Source organism: Ruegeria sp. CL5 (assembly GCF_056536485.1).
This window is the reverse complement of record NZ_JBQFPS010000010.1, coordinates 51,997-74,422: the sequence shown is the minus strand read 5'-3', so window position 1 is coordinate 74,422 and position 22,426 is coordinate 51,997. Positions and strand designations below refer to the sequence as shown.

The 22,426-nt window shown below is 55.4% G+C and carries 22 protein-coding genes; 7 read left to right on the top strand and 15 right to left on the bottom strand.

The window, feature by feature from the left end; genetic code table 11:
* Nucleotides 1–78: 78 nt before the first annotated feature.
* Nucleotides 79–1,386 carry an ATP-dependent protease ATPase subunit HslU gene (gene hslU / locus ACR0IU_RS16500; protein ID WP_480717013.1) on the bottom strand — a complete coding sequence of 436 codons (1,308 nt, stop codon included), beginning with the start codon at nt 1,384–1,386 and terminating at the stop codon, nt 79–81.
* 199 nt (nt 1,387–1,585) lie between these two features.
* Here hslU and ACR0IU_RS16495 point away from each other — a divergent pair, with 199 nt between their 5' ends.
* Together ACR0IU_RS16495 and ACR0IU_RS16490 are read left to right on the top strand one after the other, a co-directional pair.
* Nucleotides 1,586–1,987: a DM13 domain-containing protein gene (locus ACR0IU_RS16495; RefSeq protein WP_170780088.1), complete on the top strand. Its 402-nt coding sequence runs from the start codon at nt 1,586–1,588 to the stop codon at nt 1,985–1,987.
* A 105-nt stretch (nt 1,988–2,092) separates the two neighbouring features.
* A complete protein-coding gene (locus tag ACR0IU_RS16490; protein WP_010442994.1) occupies nt 2,093–3,334 on the top strand; it encodes an MFS transporter in 1,242 nt (413 codons plus the stop codon).
* 29 nt (nt 3,335–3,363) lie between these two features.
* On the opposite strand, the gene ACR0IU_RS16485 is transcribed toward ACR0IU_RS16490, so the two are convergent.
* Both ACR0IU_RS16485 and hslV read right to left on the bottom strand, forming a co-directional pair.
* Complete coding sequence (locus tag ACR0IU_RS16485; protein WP_480717012.1) at nt 3,364–3,717, bottom strand: hypothetical protein; 354 nt, start codon at nt 3,715–3,717, stop codon at nt 3,364–3,366.
* Nucleotides 3,714–4,271 (bottom strand): ATP-dependent protease subunit HslV, encoded by a 558-nt coding sequence (hslV, locus tag ACR0IU_RS16480; RefSeq protein ID WP_170397812.1) that lies wholly within the window; start codon nt 4,269–4,271, stop codon nt 3,714–3,716. Before hslV ends, ACR0IU_RS16485 begins: the two co-directional genes overlap by 4 nt.
* Nucleotides 4,272–4,469: 198 nt before the next feature.
* On the opposite strand from hslV, the gene ACR0IU_RS16475 reads away from it, so the two are divergent.
* On the top strand, nt 4,470–4,667 hold the full coding sequence (locus ACR0IU_RS16475; RefSeq protein WP_170542499.1) for a DUF1127 domain-containing protein: 198 nt from the start codon (nt 4,470–4,472) through the stop codon (nt 4,665–4,667).
* Nucleotides 4,668–4,723: 56 nt separating this feature from the next.
* On the opposite strand, the gene ACR0IU_RS16470 is transcribed toward ACR0IU_RS16475, so the two are convergent.
* The 10 genes from ACR0IU_RS16470 to regB all read right to left on the bottom strand — a co-directional run bounded on the left by ACR0IU_RS16470 (nt 4,724) and on the right by regB (nt 17,340).
* Nucleotides 4,724–5,086: a Lin0512 family protein gene (locus ACR0IU_RS16470; RefSeq protein WP_480717011.1), complete on the bottom strand. Its 363-nt coding sequence runs from the start codon at nt 5,084–5,086 to the stop codon at nt 4,724–4,726.
* Nucleotides 5,083–5,433: a Lin0512 family protein gene (locus ACR0IU_RS16465; protein ID WP_480717010.1), complete on the bottom strand. Its 351-nt coding sequence runs from the start codon at nt 5,431–5,433 to the stop codon at nt 5,083–5,085. The genes ACR0IU_RS16470 and ACR0IU_RS16465 overlap by 4 nt, the downstream gene beginning before the upstream one ends.
* Nucleotides 5,434–5,524: 91 nt before the next feature.
* A complete protein-coding gene (gene trxA, locus ACR0IU_RS16460) occupies nt 5,525–5,845 on the bottom strand; it encodes a thioredoxin (RefSeq protein ID WP_010442999.1) in 321 nt (106 codons plus the stop codon).
* Between the two features lie 58 nt (nt 5,846–5,903).
* Nucleotides 5,904–9,263: a double-strand break repair helicase AddA gene (gene addA, locus ACR0IU_RS16455; protein WP_480717009.1), complete on the bottom strand. Its 3,360-nt coding sequence runs from the start codon at nt 9,261–9,263 to the stop codon at nt 5,904–5,906.
* Nucleotides 9,260–12,187, bottom strand: a complete 2,928-nt coding sequence (addB, locus tag ACR0IU_RS16450; RefSeq protein ID WP_480717008.1) for a double-strand break repair protein AddB — start codon at nt 12,185–12,187, stop codon at nt 9,260–9,262. The genes addA and addB overlap by 4 nt, the downstream gene beginning before the upstream one ends.
* Nucleotides 12,180–12,866 carry a nucleotidyltransferase family protein gene (locus ACR0IU_RS16445; protein WP_480717007.1) on the bottom strand — a complete coding sequence of 229 codons (687 nt, stop codon included), beginning with the start codon at nt 12,864–12,866 and terminating at the stop codon, nt 12,180–12,182. The genes addB and ACR0IU_RS16445 overlap by 8 nt, the downstream gene beginning before the upstream one ends.
* Nucleotides 12,863–13,867, bottom strand: coding sequence for a phosphotransferase (locus ACR0IU_RS16440; RefSeq protein WP_170773544.1), 1,005 nt, complete (start codon nt 13,865–13,867; stop codon nt 12,863–12,865). The genes ACR0IU_RS16445 and ACR0IU_RS16440 overlap by 4 nt, the downstream gene beginning before the upstream one ends.
* The gene (tsaE, locus tag ACR0IU_RS16435) at nt 13,864–14,334 is read right to left on the bottom strand and encodes a tRNA (adenosine(37)-N6)-threonylcarbamoyltransferase complex ATPase subunit type 1 TsaE (RefSeq protein WP_480717006.1); all 471 of its coding nucleotides are present in this window, start codon (nt 14,332–14,334) and stop codon (nt 13,864–13,866) included. The genes ACR0IU_RS16440 and tsaE overlap by 4 nt, the downstream gene beginning before the upstream one ends.
* 40 nt (nt 14,335–14,374) lie before the next feature.
* On the bottom strand, nt 14,375–15,883 hold the full coding sequence (locus ACR0IU_RS16430) for a PAS-domain containing protein (protein WP_480717005.1): 1,509 nt from the start codon (nt 15,881–15,883) through the stop codon (nt 14,375–14,377).
* A gap of 65 nt (nt 15,884–15,948) precedes the next feature.
* Nucleotides 15,949–17,340, bottom strand: coding sequence for a sensor histidine kinase RegB (gene regB, locus ACR0IU_RS16425; RefSeq protein WP_170471155.1), 1,392 nt, complete (start codon nt 17,338–17,340; stop codon nt 15,949–15,951).
* A gap of 89 nt (nt 17,341–17,429) precedes the next feature.
* Here regB and ACR0IU_RS16420 point away from each other — a divergent pair, with 89 nt between their 5' ends.
* The 4 genes from ACR0IU_RS16420 to ACR0IU_RS16405 all read left to right on the top strand — a co-directional run bounded on the left by ACR0IU_RS16420 (nt 17,430) and on the right by ACR0IU_RS16405 (nt 20,246).
* A complete protein-coding gene (locus tag ACR0IU_RS16420; RefSeq protein WP_480717004.1) occupies nt 17,430–18,047 on the top strand; it encodes an SCO family protein in 618 nt (205 codons plus the stop codon).
* Between the two features lie 87 nt (nt 18,048–18,134).
* Complete coding sequence (locus ACR0IU_RS16415) at nt 18,135–18,689, top strand: ActR/PrrA/RegA family redox response regulator transcription factor (RefSeq protein WP_170780100.1); 555 nt, start codon at nt 18,135–18,137, stop codon at nt 18,687–18,689.
* 436 nt (nt 18,690–19,125) lie between these two features.
* Nucleotides 19,126–19,581, top strand: a complete 456-nt coding sequence (locus ACR0IU_RS16410) for a sulfotransferase family 2 domain-containing protein (RefSeq protein ID WP_480717003.1) — start codon at nt 19,126–19,128, stop codon at nt 19,579–19,581.
* A gap of 428 nt (nt 19,582–20,009) precedes the next feature.
* The gene (locus ACR0IU_RS16405; RefSeq protein WP_170471162.1) at nt 20,010–20,246 is read left to right on the top strand and encodes a hypothetical protein; all 237 of its coding nucleotides are present in this window, start codon (nt 20,010–20,012) and stop codon (nt 20,244–20,246) included.
* 328 nt (nt 20,247–20,574) lie between these two features.
* Here the strand turns inward: ACR0IU_RS16405 and ACR0IU_RS16400 are convergent, their stop codons facing one another.
* Both ACR0IU_RS16400 and ACR0IU_RS16395 read right to left on the bottom strand, forming a co-directional pair.
* On the bottom strand, nt 20,575–21,543 hold the full coding sequence (locus ACR0IU_RS16400; protein WP_480717002.1) for a glycosyltransferase family 2 protein: 969 nt from the start codon (nt 21,541–21,543) through the stop codon (nt 20,575–20,577).
* Between the two features lie 50 nt (nt 21,544–21,593).
* Nucleotides 21,594–22,418, bottom strand: coding sequence for an FkbM family methyltransferase (locus tag ACR0IU_RS16395; protein ID WP_480717001.1), 825 nt, complete (start codon nt 22,416–22,418; stop codon nt 21,594–21,596).
* Between the last annotated feature and the right edge of the window lie 8 nt (nt 22,419–22,426).

Here is a 22,426-nt window from a genome sequence, read left to right as displayed (position 1 = left end):
ACAGCACTACGCTATCGCATTCCCATCGCGCGTCTAGACCGAGGGCACGAGCAACAGGCAAAAACCGGCTTGCTGCTGTTACAAAACGTAACGGCTGAGGTCAGTCGATTTTGTCAATTCACCCAGATTGTCGTTTACGAAACCCGCATCAACGGTGATCTCGGCGCCCGCTTGATCCGGCGCGGTGAATGAAAGCTCTTCGAATACGCGCTCCATCACTGTGTACAGCCGCCTCGCACCGATATTTTCAATGCTCTGATTCACATCAGCGGCGATACGGGCCAAGGCTGCGATTCCGTCTTCAGTGAAGCTGACCGTGACCTCTTCGGTACCCATCAGGGCGGTGTACTGGAGGGTCAGCGCATTATCGGTTTCGGTCAGAATTCGCACGAAGTCTTCTTCGGTCAGCGCTCGCAGTTCCACGCGGATCGGCAATCGACCCTGAAGTTCCGGCAACAGGTCGGACGGCTTGGCGATATGGAACGCGCCGGATGCAATGAACAGGATATGGTCGGTTTTCACCGGGCCATGTTTGGTGCTGACTGTGGTTCCTTCAATCAGCGGCAGCAGGTCGCGCTGAACCCCTTCCCGGCTGACATCGCCACCGCGCGCGTCCGAGCGGGCGCAGACCTTGTCGATCTCATCCAGAAACACGATGCCGTTCTGCTCAACAGACTCCAACGCAACGCGGGTGACGGTTTCGTCGTCCAGCAGCTTGTCGGCTTCTTCCCCGATCAGGGCATCGTAGCTTTCGGCGACAGTCATGCGCTTCTTGACCGTGCGACCACCGAAGGCTTTGCCGAATATATCGCCCAGATTCATCATCCCCATCTGACTGCCGGGTTGGCCCGGAACGTCGAACATCGGCATCGGGTTTGAGGTATCGGACAGCTCCAATTCGATCTCGGTATCGTCAAGCTCGCCGGCCTTAAGCTTCTTGCGGAACATCTCACGCGTGGCTTCGCGGGCGTCGGTGCCTGCAATCGCCTCGATCACGCGATCCTCGGCGGCTTGATGGGCGCGGGCTTTGACATCTTCCCGCATGAATTCGCGGGTTTGCAGGATCGCAGCATCGGCCAGATCGCGCACGATCTGTTCAACATCACGGCCGACATAGCCAACCTCGGTGAATTTGGTGGCTTCAACCTTAATAAACGGCGCGCGGGCCAGCTTGGCCAAACGGCGGCTGATTTCTGTTTTGCCAACGCCGGTGGGACCGATCATCAGGATGTTTTTCGGATAGACCTCGTCGCGGATATCATCCGGCAACTGTTTGCGCCGCCAGCGGTTGCGCAGCGCCACGGCGACGGCGCGTTTTGCATCTTTCTGCCCGATGATAAAGCGGTCCAGTTCCGAGACAATCTCGCGCGGGGTCAGGTCGGTCATAAGTGTTCTATCCGTATGTTTCGCTGCGAAACCTAATCATACGGCGCGAAAACACAAGCCGATCACGGAAAGATCACGGCAACTCACAGACAGCACACGGAAATTCGTGGCGATGTGAATCGTCAATCACGCGGCAACTGCTGCATAACCCTTTGCGACGGACACCCCAGTTCGCATCATTTTACGGAGATACCTCATCATGATGACTCGTCGTTCGCTTTTTATGAAAGCTGCAGCTACAGGCGCGGCCCTGACCCTGGCCGGCACGACCTCTGCCCTGGCCGGCGGCGCCAAAAAGAAAGGCACGTTCGAAGGTCGCTCGAACCACATCACCACTGGTTCGGTGAAGCTGGTCAAAGACGGCGAACGTTACATCGTTGAACTGGGTCAGGATTTTTCGCTGGATGGCGGCCCGGACCCACGCGTTGCGTTTGGCAAGGACGGCACATACGCCTCCGATAGCAAGCTAGGCGCGCTGCTGCACCTGACCGGTAAGCAATCCTATGCCGTTCCGCCAACCATGGATGTCTCGGCCTATAACGAAGTCTACATCTGGTGCGAGGTTGCTGGTGTCCCGCTGGGCGTCGCTTCGCTGAAGTAATCACGACTGTCAGAGGTCGGAGTTTCCGGCCTCTGACACGCCGTTAGGTAACAGCGCAACTGTCTGTTACACTCGCCCCAAGATATTGGAACTGGGGGCGTTTTTATGACCAAGATTGCCAAGATTACCTTGCTGTTCGTGGTTTTTGTCGACCTGATCGGGCAAGGTCTGGTGTTTCCCATAATCAACTCTCTGATCATGGAAACAAAGTCGGGCTTTCTGCCAGAAAGCACGGCCATGGGCACCCGGCATTTCTATTATGGTCTGGTGATCGGCTGCTTCTTTCTGTCTTGGTTTCTGGGGGTGGTCTATGTCTCGAAAGTCTCGGACTCCATCGGGCGCAAGAATGCCCTTCTGGTTTGCCTGACCGGAGCGCTGGTCGGCTACGCCCTGACCATTGCTGCGCTTTATATGAACAGCTTGCTTTTACTGATCATTGGCCGGTCGATCACCGGATTTACCGCTGGCAATCAGCCGATTGCGCAGGCTGCAATGATTGACGGCAGCACGGATGCAGCCGACCGAGATCGCAACATGGGCTACATCGTGACTGGCGTCAGCTTTGGCCTTGTGGGCGGCCCGATTATCGGCGCGGTCCTGTCAGATGCCGCCTTGCTGGGCAGTGCAGCGACGTTAAAGACACCTTTCTACGGGGCGTTTGTTCTGGTCCTGATCGCGATCTTCCTCGTGACCACATTCTTCAAGGATACCAGGACCGAGCGCGAACCCTTTGTCTTCCGTCCCCGTGACATCACCGATAGTCTCATAGCTGTCCGTGAGCACCCTTTGGTTCTCAAAATCATGCCCGTCTATGCGCTGTTCATGGTTGCCAACGTCACTTTCTATGTGTTCGTCGACAACTTCCTGACCAGCGCGTGGGGCTATGGCGTGATCGGAGGTAGCATGGCGATGGTGGTGATCGGCGTTGCGCTAGCCTTCTCCAGCACCTTCCTCGTGAAGCCTGCACAGGAACGATTCAGCAAGCACCAGATCATCTATACGTCATTGGTGGTTATGGTGATCTGCGGCTTTGGCTTTGCCTTCAGCCCAAGCGGTGTGCTGAGCTTTATCCCGGTCTTCTTCTTCTATTTCTTCTTCGGCGTATCTTATCCGACGCTGCTGGGCTTGTTCTCATCCAGCGTTTCCGAAACGGATCAAGGCTGGGTTATGGGCGTAACCACAGCCGTGTTCTGCCTGGCAGGCGGTATCATGTCCCTGATCGGAGGCGGATTGATGAGCATCGACATCCGCGTGCCCTACTACATCGTAATCGTGACCGCGCTGATGGGTCTGATCGGGATGCACATGCGCTGGAAAGGGAAAGAGATTAAAGCGCTATTGGCCTAAAGAACATCCGCTGGAGCGGAAGGGGTTACCTACTCCTGCTCTTCCTCGATTATTTCTTCGTCAAGTTTGCGCTGGCTTTCCTGTAGTGGCGCGCGCTCAATCAGTGCCCAGATTTCCTTTTTAGTCTTCTTAGAAACAGCGCCTCGGGCTTCCAGCTCGATCAACAGCGAGCGTGTTTGATCTTCGGTACAGCCTATTGTTCTGCTGAGCCGTTCCAGAGTTTTGAACTTGTATTTCGTATCCCTCAACATGGACTCTAGGAGCTTCTTGCGCGGCTCTTTCCATGTCTTGGCGTGCTTCCGGCTTCGATATTCCTCAAGCACAATCGGCCCAACAATGCCGCCAATCAGCCCACCAAATATCGCTGCCAGAACTGCACTCATGATCCGATCGTCTCAACCGTCAGATTGCCATTGGTATAGACGCAGATATCCGCAGCAATTGCCATGGCTTCACGCGCCACATCCTCGGCCGGTTTATCGCTATCCATCATCGCGCGGGCCGCCGCCAAGGCAAAGTTGCCACCCGATCCGATTGCAGCGACGTTGTGTTCCGGCTCAAGCACGTCCCCTGCCCCTGTGATCACGAGCAGATCCTTACCATCGGTAACGATCAGCATCGCCTCAAGCTTTTGCAGGTATTTGTCGGTGCGCCAGTCCTTGGCCAGCTCGACCGAAGCGCGCGCCAGTTGGCCGGGTGTTGCCTCAAGCTTGGCTTCCAGCCGTTCCAAAAGAGTGAACGCATCCGCCGTAGATCCGGCAAACCCGGCGACCACTTCGAATCCGCCCGGTGTCAGGCGACGTACTTTTCGCGCGGTGCCCTTGATCACGGTTTGGCCCAGGCTGACCTGCCCGTCCCCGGCGATGACAACCTGCCCGCCCTTCTTGACGCCGATGATGGTCGTGCCGTGCCATCCGGGAAAATCGCTGTCTGCCATGAATGCCTCCGTTATCTGTGCTGCCATATATGGGCCGGGTACGGGTTCTGCGCAACCGGTTCTAAAACCGCCCAAAAGATATGCAGAAAATGCAAACCGGGACTGTTGAGTCAGCATTTGTGAGACTCAGCCGGTGACGTTACATGAGGCTCACAACCGACAACAGGTCGGCTGTTTCTGTTGAAAAGGACTACGCACATGGCAAACGCTGTCGCAAAAACCCATGCGCCGCTCGGAGCAGTCACCATCCTGCACGCAGTGGACGTATTCTCCCACTCATTCGAAAATGTTGTTGAATGGTATCAATCTCGCAAGACCCGCAATGAACTGGCGCGTCTGAGCGATGAGCAACTGGATGATATAGGCCTGAACCGTGCCGACATCGCCAAGTTCTGATCTAAGATCAGAATTAGACGTAAGATGAGCCGCTCAGACGAGCGGCTTTTTCTTTTTCAGCTCTTGACGAATTTACCCACCAGATCAGGCAGATATGCCTCAACCGCAGCGGTGGCGACAACATGAAGCGTGCCTGCCACGGCGTCCTCGACATCCAGCCCGCCTTTAACGGCACGGACCGAAGCGCGCCCCCGCGGAAGATCAGATGCGACAAGATCACAATCAACCGCATCGGGCCGCTGCACTCCAATCGTGACCTCAACGCGCATCTCTTCGTGGCCGATGCCCAGCTTAGAGAACAATGTGATTGACGAGTGGTGCAGTGCGTCCTGAACAGCGCGGCGCGCGGCCTTGGTATAGTCTTGACCATAGAGGTCATTGCCGGTCCCCATCTCCAGAATGATGCGTTTCTCGGTCATTGCGCGGGCTCCATGTCAAAAGACACAATGATCGCCGCATTGGCGATCACCGTGCGGCCTTCGATGTGGGGCTTTTCAATATCCAAGCCGCCTTGCGTTACCGTGATTCTCGGTTGGCCGTATAGAAATACAGCTTTCAGCGCTTCGGTATCTACTTGGTCTGGTTGTTGGACGCCAATCTCGGCATCAATAATCATAGCTTCTTTCGGAAACCCGAACAGCTCTGCCATGTTCACCGAATTATGCCAGAGTGCATCTTTGACGGCGCGCAACGCCGCCTCGGTATAGTCCTCACGCCGCAACGACGTGCCCATTCCGAATTCTACCAGAACTCGTGTTTTTGCCATTTCTTGTTCCCGTCAGATCAGCACATCCGTGCGGTCAAACAAAAAAGGCGTCCCGCATGAGACGCCTTTGATGAAATTGGTTCACACCGGCTCAGATCGACTCGTCGATCCAGCTTTGCAGTGCCGCTTTGGGTGCAGCGCCCGCACGGTTTGAAACGACCTGCCCATCTTTGAAGATGAACAGCGCCGGGATGCCGCGTACGCCCATGGCAGCCGCCGCGTTCGGGTTGCTGTCAACGTCCACTTTGGCAATCTTCACCTTGCCGCCATATTCACTGGCTAGCTCTTCCAGAGCGGGGCCGATCTGCTTGCAGGGGCCGCACCACTCGGCCCAGAAATCCACCACAACGGGGATATCGGAATTCTTGACTTCGGCGTCAAAGGTATCGTCGGTTACGGCAACGGTCGACATGTCTGTCTCCTGAATGGGAATGCTTGGGCTGAGAACGTAGGTGCCGTTCGGGAGGAGGTCAAGATATAGCGCTACGCCTCAGGGCTTCTGTCACTATATCGTGTGGCAGCCACATGAGATGTGCAGTGCGGGTCCATAGTATTGCGGTGTGGATCTGGTGCTTGGGAAATATTTGCGACAGGGCATTTGCATAGGCCCCCATCTGGCGCAACAACCCCTCGGGGCAGGTTTCAGGGCTGTTCGGAACAGTCGCATTTGATTTGAAATCAATCACTTGAACTTCTGTATCGGTAACGATCAATCGGTCGATCACCCCATGCATTCGGGCGCCGTTCAAATCGGCGGTGACCGGGACCTCGGCCAGTGCATCCGGTGCAAATACCGGATTCAGATGATCGGCGGTCAGGACGGCCTCGGCTTCGTTTAGCAACTCCTGGCGTTCCACATCCTGCATATCGGCCAACAGTCGTGTGCAAAGATGCGACCATTGCTCCTGAACAACAGCGGGTAGATGTTCCAGCAATAGGTGCAGCCGCGTTCCACGGAGTTTCGCCGCCTCTTCATCCTTCCCGGCATCTCCGGGCAAAGCCTTGGGACCCCCCAGATCGGAAGGGCTTAATGTTTCTACCGGCGTTGGTGCTGGCGGTGCTGACTGATCGAAAAATTCCGGCAGGTTTTGTTCGATATTCTGGACGCTGTCATTTTCAACAACAGGCAATGCGTCCCAGTCTCCATGCGCCAGCCGGAGTGTCTGGGAACCAGGTATCAGAGTGGCCCCTGCACGCGCCATCGCGGCCTCGACCATTTGATACCAGCTGCTGCCATCTTTACCCACATCTCCGGCTGCGGCGACTATCAACCACTTTTCTGCTCGTGTTAGAGCCACATAAAGAAGGCGCAGCCGTTCATTCTCCTCGCGTCTTCGAGCTTCTTCACGCGCCGTAGCAATCAGTGCGGGTGAGGTATCAGAGGGTACTTTCCACGAGGGAGTATCCCCTGCCATCATGATCTCGGCATCGCGCGGTGGCTGCCGTTTGCCAGTGTCCGGCAAAATCACGATCGGTGCTTCCAGCCCTTTCGAGCCATGAACGGTCATCACTCGGATCATGTTGCCGACGCCGCTCATCTGGCGCTTGATCTCAAGGTCATCGGTTTGCATCCAGACCAGAAAGCCGGTGAGGCTGGGAATATCCGTCCGTTCATAGGCCAGCGCCTGTGACAGTAGTGCGTTGATACCGTCCTCAGCCTCGGCCCCTAGCCGACCCAGCAGTTTGCGACGCCCGTCATGACGCGTCAGAATACGCTCGATCAGGTCGTAGGGGCGCAGAAAGTCGGTCTGCCCACGCAGATCGTTCAGAACGGCCAGCGTATCCTGGAATTCTTCGGCCCGATTGCGCAGCGCGGCCCAAAGATAGGGTTCTTCCCTGCGATGGGCCAGATCGAACAATTGCTGTTCGGACCAGCCGAACAAAGGGGACTTAAGGACCGTGGCCAGAGACAAGCTGTCCTCGGGTGTGGCCAGAAAACTTAGCAACGCGGCGAGATCCTTGACCGCCAGCTCAGCGCCCACTTTTAAGCGGTCAGCGCCCGCAATGGGCAGATCAGCAGCTTTGCAGGCACGAATGATCTCGGCAAATAGGTCCGAACGGCGCTGGACTAGAATCAGAAAGTCGCCGGGCTGGACCTTGCGGCGAATATAGGTGCCTTGAGTTTCTCCATCGTCGGGAATTGTCGCGCCGCCATCGATCATGTTCCGGATCGACCGGGCCACCTGCTCTGCCAGAATAACCGTATGATGCCGTGCGCCAGGTCGGTCGACCGGGTCGGTCCAATCGGTATCCTCCTCCTCCTCGACCTTTTCGACCACAGGCCACAGGTCAACACGACCGGGTAGATCGGCCTTGAAGGCACGGTGCAGCGAGTCTTTTTGGAACCCGGCCTCGGCACGGTTTTCGAACAGGATATCGACCAGTCCTAGGATCGCACTGGATGAACGGAACGAATATTCTAGCGTAGAATCCCACAGTTTAGAGCCTGATTCTTGCAGCTTTCGCCCAAACTCGGCCTGCATCCGGTCAAAGGCCTGCGGGTCGGCGCCCTGAAAGGAATAGATCGATTGCTTCTTGTCTCCGACAACAAAGATCGTGCGCTCAACCCCGGATCGGGCCCCTTCCCCGCTGGTGAATTCCTGCGCCAGTTTCTCGATCACATCCCACTGATCTGGACTGGTGTCCTGCGCCTCGTCCACCAGAATGTGATCGATGCCGCCATCAAGCCGGTACAGCACCCATTCCGCCACCGCCGGGTCATTTAACACCTGCCGAGCGCGCAGGATCAGATCATCAAAATCCAGCCAGCCCCGCAGCTGCTTGCGCCGCTCGTATTCAGGCAGGAAAGCTGCAGCAAGGCGATGTAAAACATGGGTTTTCTGAGCAGCAATCAACGCCAGCCTCTGTTCCCGCGCGGCCTCTACCCGCAACATGAGGGCCTCAAGCTGGGGCATCCGGTCGGCCAACGCCCCTTCGCGTAACGACTTGGTGGGGAAACTGTTGATCTTAGCTGTAAACGGTTCTTTTGCGGCCTTACCTGTAAGCAATACGCTTTCTAGCACCGAGAGGTCGCTCAGCCGCGCATCGACAAAGCCCATTAGCTTGTCGGCAGCTTTGGCGTTGTTTCCGCCGCTCTCTTTCAGGGCAGGTAAGATGGACTGGATCAGGTCAACTTCTCCACCCAGAAATACGCTTTGCAGCAAGGCTTGTTCATCAAATCCTTGTGGCAGATCATAACGTTGCAATAAGTCCGGCCAGTGCAGTACTTCCTCAAACTGGTTCCGCCTTTGCGCCACGGCGGCAGTTAGTTTGTCAAAGCCGGTATCTGTGACAAAGCGGGCAACATCCTCGATCAGTGCGGCCTGATGACCTTCGGCAAAATCCTCAATGATCTCTTCGCGCAGCAGGGCGGCAGCCCGATCTTCCATTTCGGCGAATTGCGGGCTGACCCCAGCCTCAAGCGGGAAGCGTCGAAGCAAAGAGGCGCAGAAGGAGTGGATCGTTTGGATCTTCAAGCCGCCAGGTGTTTCGATGGCGCGGGCAAACAAGGTGCGCGCCTGTGCCAAACGGTTGGGATCGATCACACCCGGGACACCGAGTTCAACCAGTTCTTCCTGAAGGGCGCTGTTGCCCAGCATCGCCCATTTGCCAAGACGCTTGAACAACCGGTTCTGCATCTCACTTGCAGCGGCCTTGGTATAGGTCAGGCACAGGATATGCTGCGGCTGCACGCCATCCAGCAACAGCCGCGCCACCCGGTCGGTCAGCACCCGGGTCTTGCCCGAGCCCGCATTGGCCGCCAGCCAGGTTGAGGCGTCCGGGCGCGCGGCCTGAACTTGCCGTTCGGTGGCATCATTGCGGGCGCTCATGTCAGGTCCTCCGGTGCGGTTTCTGCCGACCGATCCCACTCTCCGAAACGGGCGAGATGATCATAATCCCCGACATCCGTATCCTTGTGTAGCATCCGGCGTGACGAGAACCCCTGATCAGGCTCTAAATAGGCAGATATGAGCTCTTTCAGTTCGGCCAGTACCTTGTCGGTTGGCTCGTTCTGCAAGGGCGCGGGTATCTCTTTGTAGGTGCCGCCCATACCGATGAAAATCGCATGCGCAACGGGAAGCGGGTCGAATCCTTCGATACCGCCTTGCTCGGCCATCGCGGCTTCGATCAGTAGTTGTTTGTCGAATTTTGCCTGCTGGCTTTCCGTTGGCGGGGTGCCGGTTTTGTAGTCGATGATCCGCAAAGCTCCCTGCCCGCTTCGATCGATCCGGTCAGCGCGTCCGGCAATGGTGAAGTCCAACGGGGCCAGCGCTAGACGCATTCCAACTTCAAAGGCCACCGGCCCACCATCGGTGCGGCGGTGAATCTCGGCGGATAGAAAACTGTCGGTGATCCGCTCTAGCCGTGCCAACCACAGCTTTCGCGCTGTTGGCCATGCAACGTGTTGCAGCAGCAGGGCTTCGGCCCGTTTCAGGAAGTTTTCACGGCTCAGCAACGCCGGATCCAGAACACTGTCGCGCACGAACTGTTCCAGTACCTCGTGGATGACGATGCCACGTAACAGCGCGTCCGGAGCCTGTACTAACGGGTCCAGAGGCTTCAGGCGCAAAACGTGTCGGGCGTAGATGGCGTAAGGATCGCGGATCAGACGCTTGATCTCGGTTACCGATAGCCGTCGCGGACGTGCTGCGACGGGCGGACGTGGTGACGGTCGGTGAGCCGCTGCAATTTGGGGCGCATGTTCCAGTGTTTCTGCCCAATCCAACCATTTTTGGCCACGCGCGCGCATTGCCGCCAAAGCATCGGTTCCACCTTGTTCAGGCAAGCCCTGCAAAAGGTTGGTCATGCGGTTTAGCCAGCGAGAGGGTACGGTTTCCGCGTCATCCGAGCGGATCGCGCGGGTCAGAACCACCTCCGGTGCACCTGCAGCTTGTTGGAAGTCATGCGCGGATAAGCCGATCCGGCGCTCGGGCAGCAAAAGCCCCGCTTCGTTGCGCATCTGTCGGTTTAACCAGGGATCGGGTGCCGCAGACTCAGGCCAGCTGCCTTCGTTCAGGCCGCCCAGTATCAAAAGATCTGCGCCCTGTACGCGCGCTTCCAGCGTGCCCCAAATCATCAAATGCGGGTGGGGCGCATCGCGGTCGCGAACCTCCTCACCCGCCAATAACGCGCCCAGAAGATCCGCAAAATCATGGGCGGTCATCGCGCCACCGTGGTGTGCCTCGCCCTCCAGTGCCGCCATTACCGCAAGCGCCTTTTGGCCGGCATTCTTGTCCCACAATGTGCCCGGTTCACCAGTGGCACCCGCCGAGATTGTTTCCGCCAATGTGCGAAGTCGCGCGACCCAGTCTGACAGCGGTTGCTCATCTGGCCGGTATTGATCGCAGAATGCATTATTCACCCAGCGAACCCAGTCCTCGAGCGCTTCGTTGCGAATGGCAAAGGCTGTCAGGCTCACACTGTCGGGAAAGGGCGGGCCGTGGCGGCGCAGGTCGAGTTCCAGATCGCGGGTGTGTAGCAGATGGGCGCCCCGGTCGCCGCCATCATGGCAAAGTGGATGCTTGAGCAGTGTCAGCAATGCCTCACCATCCAAACGGCGCGCGAACAACCCAGCGACATGGCGCAAAAACCGACCGGGTGGAGACAATTGTAGCGGTAAGCCCGCGCTGTCATCGGGCAGAATATTCCACCGGTCCAACGCGGCGCTGACCTGACGTGTCAACATCCGGTCAGGCGTTATGAGCGCGGCGGTTTGCCCGGTTTCGGCGGCCTGACGAAGGCGCAGCGCAATGGCTAATGCCTCAGCCCGAGGAGAAGACGCTTCGATCAGTGTGACATCCTTGGTTGCACCATTCAGATCAGCTAGGTGAGGACCCTCGGTCATCCAGGCGTCAGTCACCGGGGCAGGGCGCAAGGCAAGTGAGATCAGCTTGTTACGCGCAGGTGAGGGCGCCTGTTCCGGGGTCCAAGGCTGAATCTGATCGGGAACAAGCCCAAGCCCGAGCATTAGTTTGCGGAATCGATATTGCGGATGATCCTCGGAGGTCAGGGCGTCATCCAGATTGCTCCAGACATGCTCGGGCTGGTCGAAATCATAGCCTGGCAACACCAGCGCCCCTTGCGGCAGGCGCGCGACGGCCTGCATCAGCATTAAGGTGGTTCCGCGTGACCCTGTAGAACCCGCCAATATGACCGGATGTGCAGGCGGCGAGATCTGCCAGCGCGCGATCAGGTTTTCGACCACGCGGCGTTGCCGGGCCTGCGCGTCAAGCGTATCTGCGCCAGACTCCATGAACTGATCTGTGATGCCGATAAATGCTTGTGCCCGGGCCCAATGACCGGACATGTCGCTGACATCCAGTTGCCTGATCGCCTCGGGTGAGACGCCTTCGCCCTGCATCTCGTCAATCAGCGCGGCAAGGCTGTCGGACAGATCAAAAAGTGAGGACCGCGCGGCCAGATCGGGTTGTTGATCCAGCAATTTGGCAATCAGCTGCGTCAATTCCAGCCTGCGACGTAAGGGTGGAATTGCGGGCGGGATCTGCGCGAGATCCGCGCTTTCGCCCAGGTCGGTGACCAAAGACAACCGCGGGAGTAAGCAGGGCGGTCCTTGATCAAACAGATCACGTACCCTGCGTGCCATGCGGCGGGTGTTGATCACCAGTTGAACCCGCGCCAGAGCATCCGGCGGCCGACCATCAAACCGTTGACGCAAGCCGTCTACCAACACCTTCGGGAAATCCGCGCCCGGAGGCACGGCGAACACCCGGGGCAGGACGCTGGGCTCAAACATCGGCAATCAGCCCCTCGGCCAGATCAATACCTTCGGGATGCCCCACATCGCACCATCGACCGGGGTAGGACAGCGCAAATAGGCGATTATGCTGCAGCATCTGATCCCACAACACGTTCAAGGAAAACACGTCCTCATCGAAGTCATGCAGCCCGTTGGTTTTGATTATCTGAGCCCCGCCATATATCAGACCTGCGCCTCGAGTGATCCGCCCGGTGCTGTCCTGAGTAAAATCACCCGGACCGGCATGACCAAAAGCCTGTCCGATCGGAATGCACATTAGAAGCGCATCCATTTCATCTGGATCCCAGTGGTCCCTGAGTAATTTCAGCGGGTTTGGTCCGGCCCAGATCGCATCGCTATTCAGGGTGAAGACCGGCTCGGGACCAAGCAGCGGCAACGCTGCGCGCAACCCGCCACCGGTGTCCAGAATGCGCGGCTCTTCGAGAGACAGCGCCACGTCGTGGCCCGCCAGATGATCGGCAATCTGGTCGGCGCGATAATGCAGGTTGGCGACAACACGTAATGGTCTCAGCGCATCGACCAAATCCAACGCATGGTCGATCAAAGGTCGCCCGGAGACCTTGATCAATGGCTTTGGTCGGTCTTTGGTCAAGGCCCCCATACGGGTGCCGAAACCGGCAGCAAAAAGCATTGCAGCTTGGGGCGTAGCGGTCATTGCGACCTCAGCTTTGCAAGGTTCTCCGGGCTTGGTTCGGGCAGGGCGCTGCGCAAAAGACCCGCCACGGGAACCAGCGCCGGATGCTCCAGATCGCGCATCAAATGGGCCCAGGCAGCGGGGATCAGGTCTACGTAATGTGGTTTACCATAATCTATTGCCAGCCGCGCAAATCCACCCAGAATACGCAGGTTGCGCTGTGCGCCCAGAACCGCATAAGCGGTACGGAAATCGTGCCCGTCAACACCGGTTGCAGTGATATAACGGTCGATCATCCGCATCTCGATGCCAACAGGTACAGTCCGGCGCACATCCTGCAGCAGCGACATCAAATCATAGGCCGGGTGCCCTAACATCGCGCTTTGGAAATCCAGCAGTCCTACGCGCGCCAGGCCGTCTCGATCAGGCAGCCAGATCAGATTCTCTGCGTGATAATCGCGTTGTACAACAACCCGTGTCCCGCCGGTTTCGCGGTGCAGGATATCGGCAAAGCGAAGCTCGAACCGCGCGCGCGCCTCTTCATCATGTGACCCTTGAATGCCTTGAGCGTATTTGGTGAAAGAAAGCGCCGCAAGCTCAGTCATCAGAGCAGGATCATAGCTGTCGAGCGAAAGAGTGTGGGCCGCGTGAAGATGGACCAGAACATCGGTTGCCACGTCATACAGGGTGCGTTCAAGCGTTGGATCGTCTCGCAAGACGCGGGCAAACAGAGCGTCGCCCAAATCTTCGAGCAGCAGAAATCCGAATTCACTGTCCTCTGCATAAATTTCTGGAGCACTCAGCCCGATTGAACGCAAATACTCCGACATGCGCACGAAAGGTTCGACCGACTCACCTTTGTCGGGTGGGGCGTCCATTAGAACCGCTGTGCGGCCAGTGGCGGGATCGGTCAAGCGCTCGTACCGGCGGTTCGAGGCATCGCCGGCCAAGGGTGCATGTTGCGCACCGCTCCATGGGGTCTGCGCGATCAATGCTTCTGCCAAAATGGCCCGGTTTGTCATTGGATCATCTCCAGCCTGGTGCTCCATTTCGGGTCCGACCATGTAAGTGAAACTTGCCGGGTGTCCTGATCGTCGGGGTCGGTTGCGAAATGAACAAGCAAGGCCGATTGTGGGGACAACGGACCCAGTTTTTCGGGCCACTCGATCAGGCAGATGCTGGTGTCAAATGCGTCGACCAACCCCAACTCTTCAATCTCTTCCACGGATGCAAGCCGATAGAGATCAGAGTGCCAAATTTCCCCGATCCGCGTCTCATAGACCTGAACCAGTGTGTAAGTTGGTGACGGTACATCCTCAGGCTTCATCAGCGTCGACTGGATCAGAGCGCGCGCGAAATGGGTTTTGCCGCTGCCGATCGAACCTTCAAGCAGGACGGTGTCGCCCGGTTGCAATGCACCCCCCAATCGGGTGGCGATTTCCGCAGTGTCCTGAGGGGATTTGAGAGTCATTTTCAGCGGCGCATTCATGGCGCCACAATGAACCTACGTCGGGTTGGCTGCAACCGGTTCAGGCGCTGATTTTTTGCTGCTGCGCGATGTTTTCAACGGCACTGTCTGAGGTGAAGCGAACGATGGTTGCCCCGTTTTGCATGGGACTGACTGTGCAGGTCATTGTACTGCCCGACTTTAGGGTCAGTTCGCCTGACCATTCGGCCCGGTTCTCGCGCGTGGTTACAAATTCCCGGATCTCGCCAAGGATTGGAGTGGCGGCGCAATGTTCCTGCCACTGGCGGGTGATTTCAAGAACAGTAGTAGGCTCAAACCCGACCTCGCCGCTGTCACCCCACATCAACTGGTAGGCATAGTTCGTCGTTGCCAGCGTCCCGTCATCCGAAAAGACAGCGATCGCATCAGCAAGCTTGTCCAGAATGGACTGCATCAAATCCATCTCAGCGCGGAACCTGCGCGTCAACGTAATTTCGGCGGTGATATCTTCGAACAAAAAGGCCACAGCGCCATCCGGGTGTGGGCGTCCGCTGACGGAATAGACTGAGCCTGAATGTAATGACCAAGTTTCCTGATAGTTCCCATCCTGGGCCGCTTCCAGTAGATCATTCATCTGACGCCGCCAGCTGCGGTAGTTTTTGGGCTCTGGCATCATATGCAGATCGCGCAACCGGTCAAAAAAGCTGGACAGGCTTGGGCGAAGGCTCAGAAAATCCGGCGGCAGTGAGGTCAGATCAATCAGTGCAGGATTAAACAAAGCCAACTGGCTGTTACGGTCAAAAATGGCCAGACCAATTGAGAGTTGGGCAAAGGTTTTGGTCATTGTCTGAACGAATTTGCGCTGTGCGGTTTCCGCCTCAACAATCGCGTTGATATCGACGGCATAACACAACTGACCCTGGTCTTGGGCAACACGGGTCAGATCAAACCACAATCTGGATTCACTGTCTTTGATCTGAACCGAGACACGGGATTTCCGGCCCAGTTGTGCCTCGTCTGAAAGCAGTGGAAAAACCGGTTTGGTCAAATCCGCATCCGGCCCCGAGATTTTCCGAGCCAGAGAAACATAGGCCGCGTTACACCAACGCACCGTGTTGCATTCGACCGACAGCCATACCGGGTAAGGTGCTTGATCCATCGCTAAACGGGTCGGGTCATTCGGGTCGGCGCGCTTTGCCGATACAGTGTCCTTCAGATCGCGCAACTGGACGCGGATCACCCCATCTATCCATTCACATGAGACTTCGCGGTCAACTGTGCAATCAATTGCGGATACAACCAGATGGCCCCGAGCCCGAACGAGTTCGGGTGTTTCCGGGAAAGAGGGATAGTCACGCTGAAGCAGCCTGTGCAGATCGGACCAGCTGGTGACGGACTCATATCCGGCCAATGCGATATCAGAGTGGCTGATCAACCTGTCCCCATCGAAAAGGAAGACCACATCAAATAGCGATCCGGGCGACGACAGCCCGTAATCTACAAGCGATTTCTGGTGCCGAGGCAACAACCACAATATGGCAAAACAGGCCGATACCATGCTGATAGCGGCCAGAATGATCCAGTCGGCCATTATTCAACGCCCCTGTCAAAACAACCCGAGCCTGTATGAAGGGCAATAGTTAACGGGATCTTAACTTAGATCTGGAAGGGTTGGTTTGCGCCCGAGGGGACTGGCGTGTCGCCTGTTTGCGCATCAATCAGTTTGCGCGGCCAGATTACCTTGACGATTGCCCCTTTGCGTTCCTGCTGATCTGTCAAAGTTTGATACGGGTCTGCGCCATTAGCAAAGTAAAGCTCGGCGCCACTGCGCTCGAGCAGGGTTTTGGCAATGAACAATCCAAGCCCCATGCCTTCATATTCGGGCCGGCTGCTGCGGTCGGCCCGGCGGCGGCGCATGAACGGATCGCCAATTCGTCCGATAATGTGTGAGGGGTATCCGCGACCGTCATCCATTATCGAAACACTGATCTGATCCGAGGTCCATTCAGCCTCGATCCAGACATTTGCCCGCGCGAAATCCACAGCATTCTGGATTAAATTGCGCAATCCGTGAATGATCTCGGGCTTGCGCAGAATTGAGGGTTGCTGAACATCGCCGTCGGCAACCGGCTTCTCTTCGAAATGCACTTGCTTGCCCCGGTTGATATGCGGTTCTGCAGATTCGTGGATCACCGTCGACAAAGGTGCCTGTCGGAGGTGAAGGTCATCTTTTCCGGCCCGTCCCATGTCACGCAATATATCGCGACAACGGTCGGCCTGCTCACGGATCAAAGCCGCGTCTTCTTTCAGTTCGGGGCGATCGTCCAGCTCTTCGATCAACTCTGAACTGGCCAGCTTGATCGTGGCCAAAGGTGTCCCCAACTCATGCGCAGCGGCCGCGACGACGCCGCCAAGATCGGTGAGCTTTTGTTCGCGCGCCAGTGCCATATGCGTGGCCGACAGCGCCTCGGACATCGACTGCACTTCTGAGCTGATACGATGGGAATAGGCGCCGATGAATATAATGGCGATGATGATTGCGGCCCAATTTCCGAACAACAATATGTCAGGGATATCCAAAACAAGGCCCAGATTGGTACGCAGCGGCAGGTGAAACTGTGCCAGCAATGTTGTCAGGATCACCGCAACGCTGCCGATGATCAGGGTTGAACGCGTGCTCATCACATTGGCTGAAATCGTCACCGGCCCGATCAATAGTAGCGCAAAAGGATTGTTAAGCCCGCCAGTCAGATAGAGCAGTATCGACAGTTGCAGTAGATCGAACAGCACCATCAGAAAGTTCTCGAACTCGGACAGGCGCTTGTTTTCGGGGAACAACAGGATTGCTGTTAGATTGCCCATGACGGAAACGCCAATGGCAAAGTAACACAGGCCAAGCTCGAGCTGCACATTATAGTATTGTTGCGCGACTGTGATTGCCGTGAACTGTCCAATGATTGCCACCCATCGCAACAGGATCAGTGTCCGCAACCTGATCCAGGTGCTACGTTCTTGCCCGCGCCAAAGGCTGGTGTTGGAATCCGTCATCTGTCGATTATGTCCTATTGCGTCGGCCCACAACGTTGATAGGAGTGCCGACCGAACCGATCAACAACCTTCGTCTCAGGATAGCCGTCATGCTCCGTCTTTATGCCATACTCGCAACTGTTGTTCTGGCCGTTGGTCTGGGTGCAATGTGGCTGCTGACACGCGGTGGTTCGGCTGACAAGTTTGCCCAGTGCCGTTCAAGCCAGATCGCGGGCGGCAGCGCCGCTATTGGTGGACCATTCGAGCTGGTCGACAGCAAGGGAGCGACGGTGACAGACTCGGATGTGATCACCGAACCAACGTTGATCTATTTCGGATATACGTTCTGCCCCGATGTCTGCCCTTTCGACATGTCCCGCAATGCCGAAGCGATTGACCTGCTTGCCGAACGCGGACAGTCGGTGACGCCCTTGTTTATTTCAATTGACCCTGACCGTGATACGCCCGAAGTATTGGATGATTACGCGTTCAACCTGCATGAACGTATGATCGCCCTGACTGGCTCACCCGAACAAGTCAAAGCCGCGAGCAAGGCCTACAAAACCTACTACAAAGCGCATGACAAAAGCGATGAGTACTACTTGGTCGATCACTCAACGTTCACGTACCTGGTCACGCCAGAGGACGGTTTCCTTGAATTCTTCAAGCGTGATGATACCGCCGAGCAGATGGCGGACAAGGTTGGTTGTTTCCTTGACAAGATCTGACGCGCAACAGTCGGTTTGACCTTTGGAATGGCGCTGCTATTACTCATGATAAAGCCAAACAGCGTGAAATAGCGGAAAGACCCACATATGGCAGACAGTCCCCAGCTTGAAATCGGCCCCGATAAATCGCTGCTTCTGGTAGATGATGACGAGCCGTTTCTGAGACGTCTGGCCAAGGCCATGGAAAAGCGTGGATTCGAGGTTGAGACAGCAGGTTCTGTCGCAGCGGGCCGCGCCATATCGACCGCACGACCACCCGCATATGCTGTGGTTGATCTGCGGCTTGAGGATGGCAACGGGCTTGATGTGGTCGAAGTTCTGCGTGAAAAGCGCCCGGACAGCCGGGTTGTGGTTCTGACCGGGTACGGAGCCATCGCCACTGCAGTCGCAGCGGTCAAGATTGGCGCAACCGATTATCTGTCCAAACCCGCCGACGCGACTGATATCACCAACGCATTGTTGGCAAAGGGTGACGAAATGCCCCCGCCGCCGGAAAACCCCATGAGTGCCGACCGTGTTCGATGGGAACATATCCAGCGTGTGTATGAGCTGTGTGATCGCAATGTCTCGGAAACAGCGCGCCGCCTGAACATGCACCGCAGGACGTTGCAGCGGATTTTGGCGAAGCGCAGCCCACGATAGGTCATCTCATAGGTAAATTTGCAAATCCTGAGGTATATCGCAGAGCAACTGCGTTTCTCGGAAGCTCCAGGTATCTTTAAGTGGTTGAAACTAACTAGGTCGAAAACTCGGGGTAAGGGAATATCTTGATGGAATCGAACACGCCCAGTGCCTCAGATATTCTCAAAATCTACCACTATAAAAGGCATTTTTTGCAAACCGTTCATATGCAGGCGTTTGATCCGCCGGCGCGTACATTTCTGTATATGAAAAATCATTAATGCGCCTGTTCAACGGTTATTGCTACTTTGCTGCACAGGTTGAATGCGCAGGCCGGTGGTTCAATGCAGATTGATATGAAAAGCATACACAACCCGCCGAAATCGCTGATCAAGACTGGAAGGAAGGCGTTGGATGTCCCGTCAGCAATTGAAGCGCTAGAAGAAAGAACGCGGTTTTGCTTCTCGGTCGTTCGTCACCCGACTGCGCGCACGCTCAGTGCTTTTTTGGGTATCTGTTAAAAACCCCAGGTCAAAAAGAAAAGTTTCTGCGGCATGTTGGTAGAGAACCAGATGGCGATCTCGGATTGTCAGACTTTCTCGACATCATTGCGCATGACGAAACTGCACGTGACTTGAACCGTCACTGGCGTCCGCAACGCAAAGAAATCAGTTTTGATTTCATCGATTTCGATTTTATTGGTCGCGTTGACGATCTGAATACGGCGCTGGAGCATATCTCTTATGAGATTTTTGGAAACCAAACTGAGATGCAGGATACCCGCAGTTCATTAGGACACTCTTCTTCCAAAGACGCCATACAGAGCTTGACGAGAACTGATCACATGAACCTTGAATCTGCGTTCTCAATGGATTTTGAGATGTTCGAAAACGTAAAAACACGGTTTAGCTGACGCTAAGCGATATTGGCCGTTTGATCCAAATTCGCTGTGATAAGTAAACTTCACTAAGCTCTAAGTTGCCTTGGAGACCAAGAGTTGTTTTTTGTTCGAACGATACTCAGGGTGTGTGTATCGGATGTGGGCACATATGTTTCGGAAGGGGTCCGCTACCTGAACATGCATCGTAGGACATTGAAGCGATATTTGACAAACACAGCCCGTAGAAAAATATGAAAATAATTCAATCGTTTACTCTGGATTAAGCCGCATGCACCTCGTGGCAACAATATTGTTGATCTATAGTGAACAATGTTAATGCAGTATGAACAATGTGTTCAAATCGTGTTTAGATTCTCTGTGACATCATCGCGGTGTTGTAGTTGCAACAATGCCGTCAAGTAAGAGGCAGGTCAGGCAAACCGTTCAGAGGATCAAGCGATATGAAACCGGACATGAGACCAAACCCTTCGCAGAAAGCAATCGAGAAGCTCTTCGAATTAGGTATCGATTTTCCCGAAGTGGGACCACCTGAAGATGCCGGTATGCCCGAGCTTCCTGAGCATGTGTTCCCCATTGAAGCGCCGGATTTGCCGGATCTTACTCTTCCTGAGGAAGCAATGGCTGATATTGAGATTCCTGCAGCCATTTTGCCAACAGATATCTTCGACTTAGGCTAAGTGGTCGATCGAGGCTGCAGACTTTGGTAAAGGGTGTATGTTTGTCCGCCGAAGGTGATGTCATCCGGCGGGCAATAGAGTGATTCTAGATCTGTAACGATAATTACCAATGCCTTCGGAATGATCGTTGCGTAATTGAGCCAGCGGTCAAAACCGGCCCCAAATCCCCAACCGACGCATTACTGGATCGCCCACCGAGAACTATGGTTTCAAATTCGGAAACCTTGTAGTCTTCGGTGCCTCAATTCGAGAACTGATTTTTTTCGAGTAAGTTACCCGATCACTCAGGCCATATTGGAAATTTCCGATCTTGATGCCGCTTTGCAAATCAAGGCGCGGGATGTTGTGATCGCTCCGGAATACGCTGCGCATAAACCTTGAGGCAATGTGAGTATGCGTGGGAGACATTGGGAATTGCCAATAACGCGTCCATTTTCGCTTGCAGCTTGTAACCCATCGCCAGCATTCTGTCATCCACGATACTGTTTTGATTGTATTTCTTCCAATACTGTTCGCGAAACCGGCTGTACCGGTCAGGTGCATCAATTGGTTTAGTGCCCTGACCCCGTAGGCGCTTTAGCTCGAAACTGTCACGTGTTTTCACCGGGTAGTGAAAAACGGCCGCCCAATCGTGCGAGATTAGATTTTTGGGCGCGGCCCCAAATGCGTGTCGCCGACGCACGCCAGAGCGATAAATATCGTCATGCATGGGATGCCCGGATGCATTGACGAATTGCCCCCCGTCTTGCTGAAACCCTTTAAATAAATGGGGTCGATGAATACCGAACCCGCGTATCTTTTCGGAGGTTTGAAAGAGCGTCTTATAGCGTTGATGCAGGCGATGGTCATTCTCGGCGCGTCTCAGAAAGCGCTGGGTGATCAGTCCGGGCTCCCAGGTCGCATGATGCCCGTCTCCGAAGATCAGCCAGTTCACCGCGATACCTTCCGCTTTTCCATGACAGCGATTGATCAGATCTGAGACTTGATTGTTAGGACCTGAACAGTAGAGGAATTCGTCACTATCGAGCCACATCAACCAATCGGCATAAATGAGCGATGGATGCAAATAGGCCTTCTCAGCGGCCTCATGTTGGGGGATATCGCCCGGTTTCAGATCTTGTAAAACATGAGAAATAACTCCGTTTTTATCAAGTAAATCAAGCAGTTCGGTTGTACCGTCGGTTGAATCATTGCTGTAGATCAGGATCGGATCAAACCCGATCAGCAGATGATAAGCGACCCACTCAAGAATGAATGGCCCTTCATTCTTTGCACAGGAAAACAACCCAACATTCATGCCGGTTCGACCCTAGGCTTGTTTATGGTCGGTGATCCTTGATGCACAGCTTACCTTCTGAAGATGATATTGCGCTGGGTTTGAAAGGAATTTTCATATCCACGAGCTGCCAGAGCAGCAAACAGGCTTTTCGCACCTGTACCGAGATTGACAGTTTCCAGTTGTAAATAGCACGGGAGCGCGTCGTCGTCGGCAGCCGCAAGGAAGGGCGTGAGGATGCGCGGCTCGTGCCCTTCAACATCCAGCTTGATAAAGTCCGCTCCGTATAGATGTTTTAGCTCTAACAGTGTTCGGGTTTGCACTTGAATGAGTTGGTATTTTGAATTGTCCACGCGTGCCATGTCATTCGTCAATCGCCCTTCACCCAGATTGGTGGCCGTATCGCCGCGAAGCTCTATCGAAAGCGCAGCGTCGACAGATTCGTCCGAGATGGCGAACGTGTTCAGATCGACGTTGCCGAAACCGTTCAACGCACAGTTTCTAGACAAGCGATCCGCCAGCACCGGGTTTGGCTCGAACGCAGAAATTTGGGATTCTGGGCCGAGGATTGACGCAAAGAACAACGAGTAAAGACCAAAATTAGCGCCAATATCCAAGACCTTGAGCGTTTTCCCTTCAAAGGTCTCTTTCAGCCAATTCAACTCAAGCTCTTCCGGAGATCGCCCTTTTCGCCAGAGTACAAACTCACTGAAATTGTCATAGGGATGCAGATGGATGTTCAGGTTTCGGTAGGTGACCATCTGCGGCAGTAGTGATTTTCGGATCAGATTGCGCACCCGACCGCGGCCTGTGAGGTTGTAGGCCTCACGTAAGCAGGCGTTGGCGTAATCCAATCTCGCCTTCGGTACCGATACCTGACTGTCTGCATCGCTCATTAGAACCT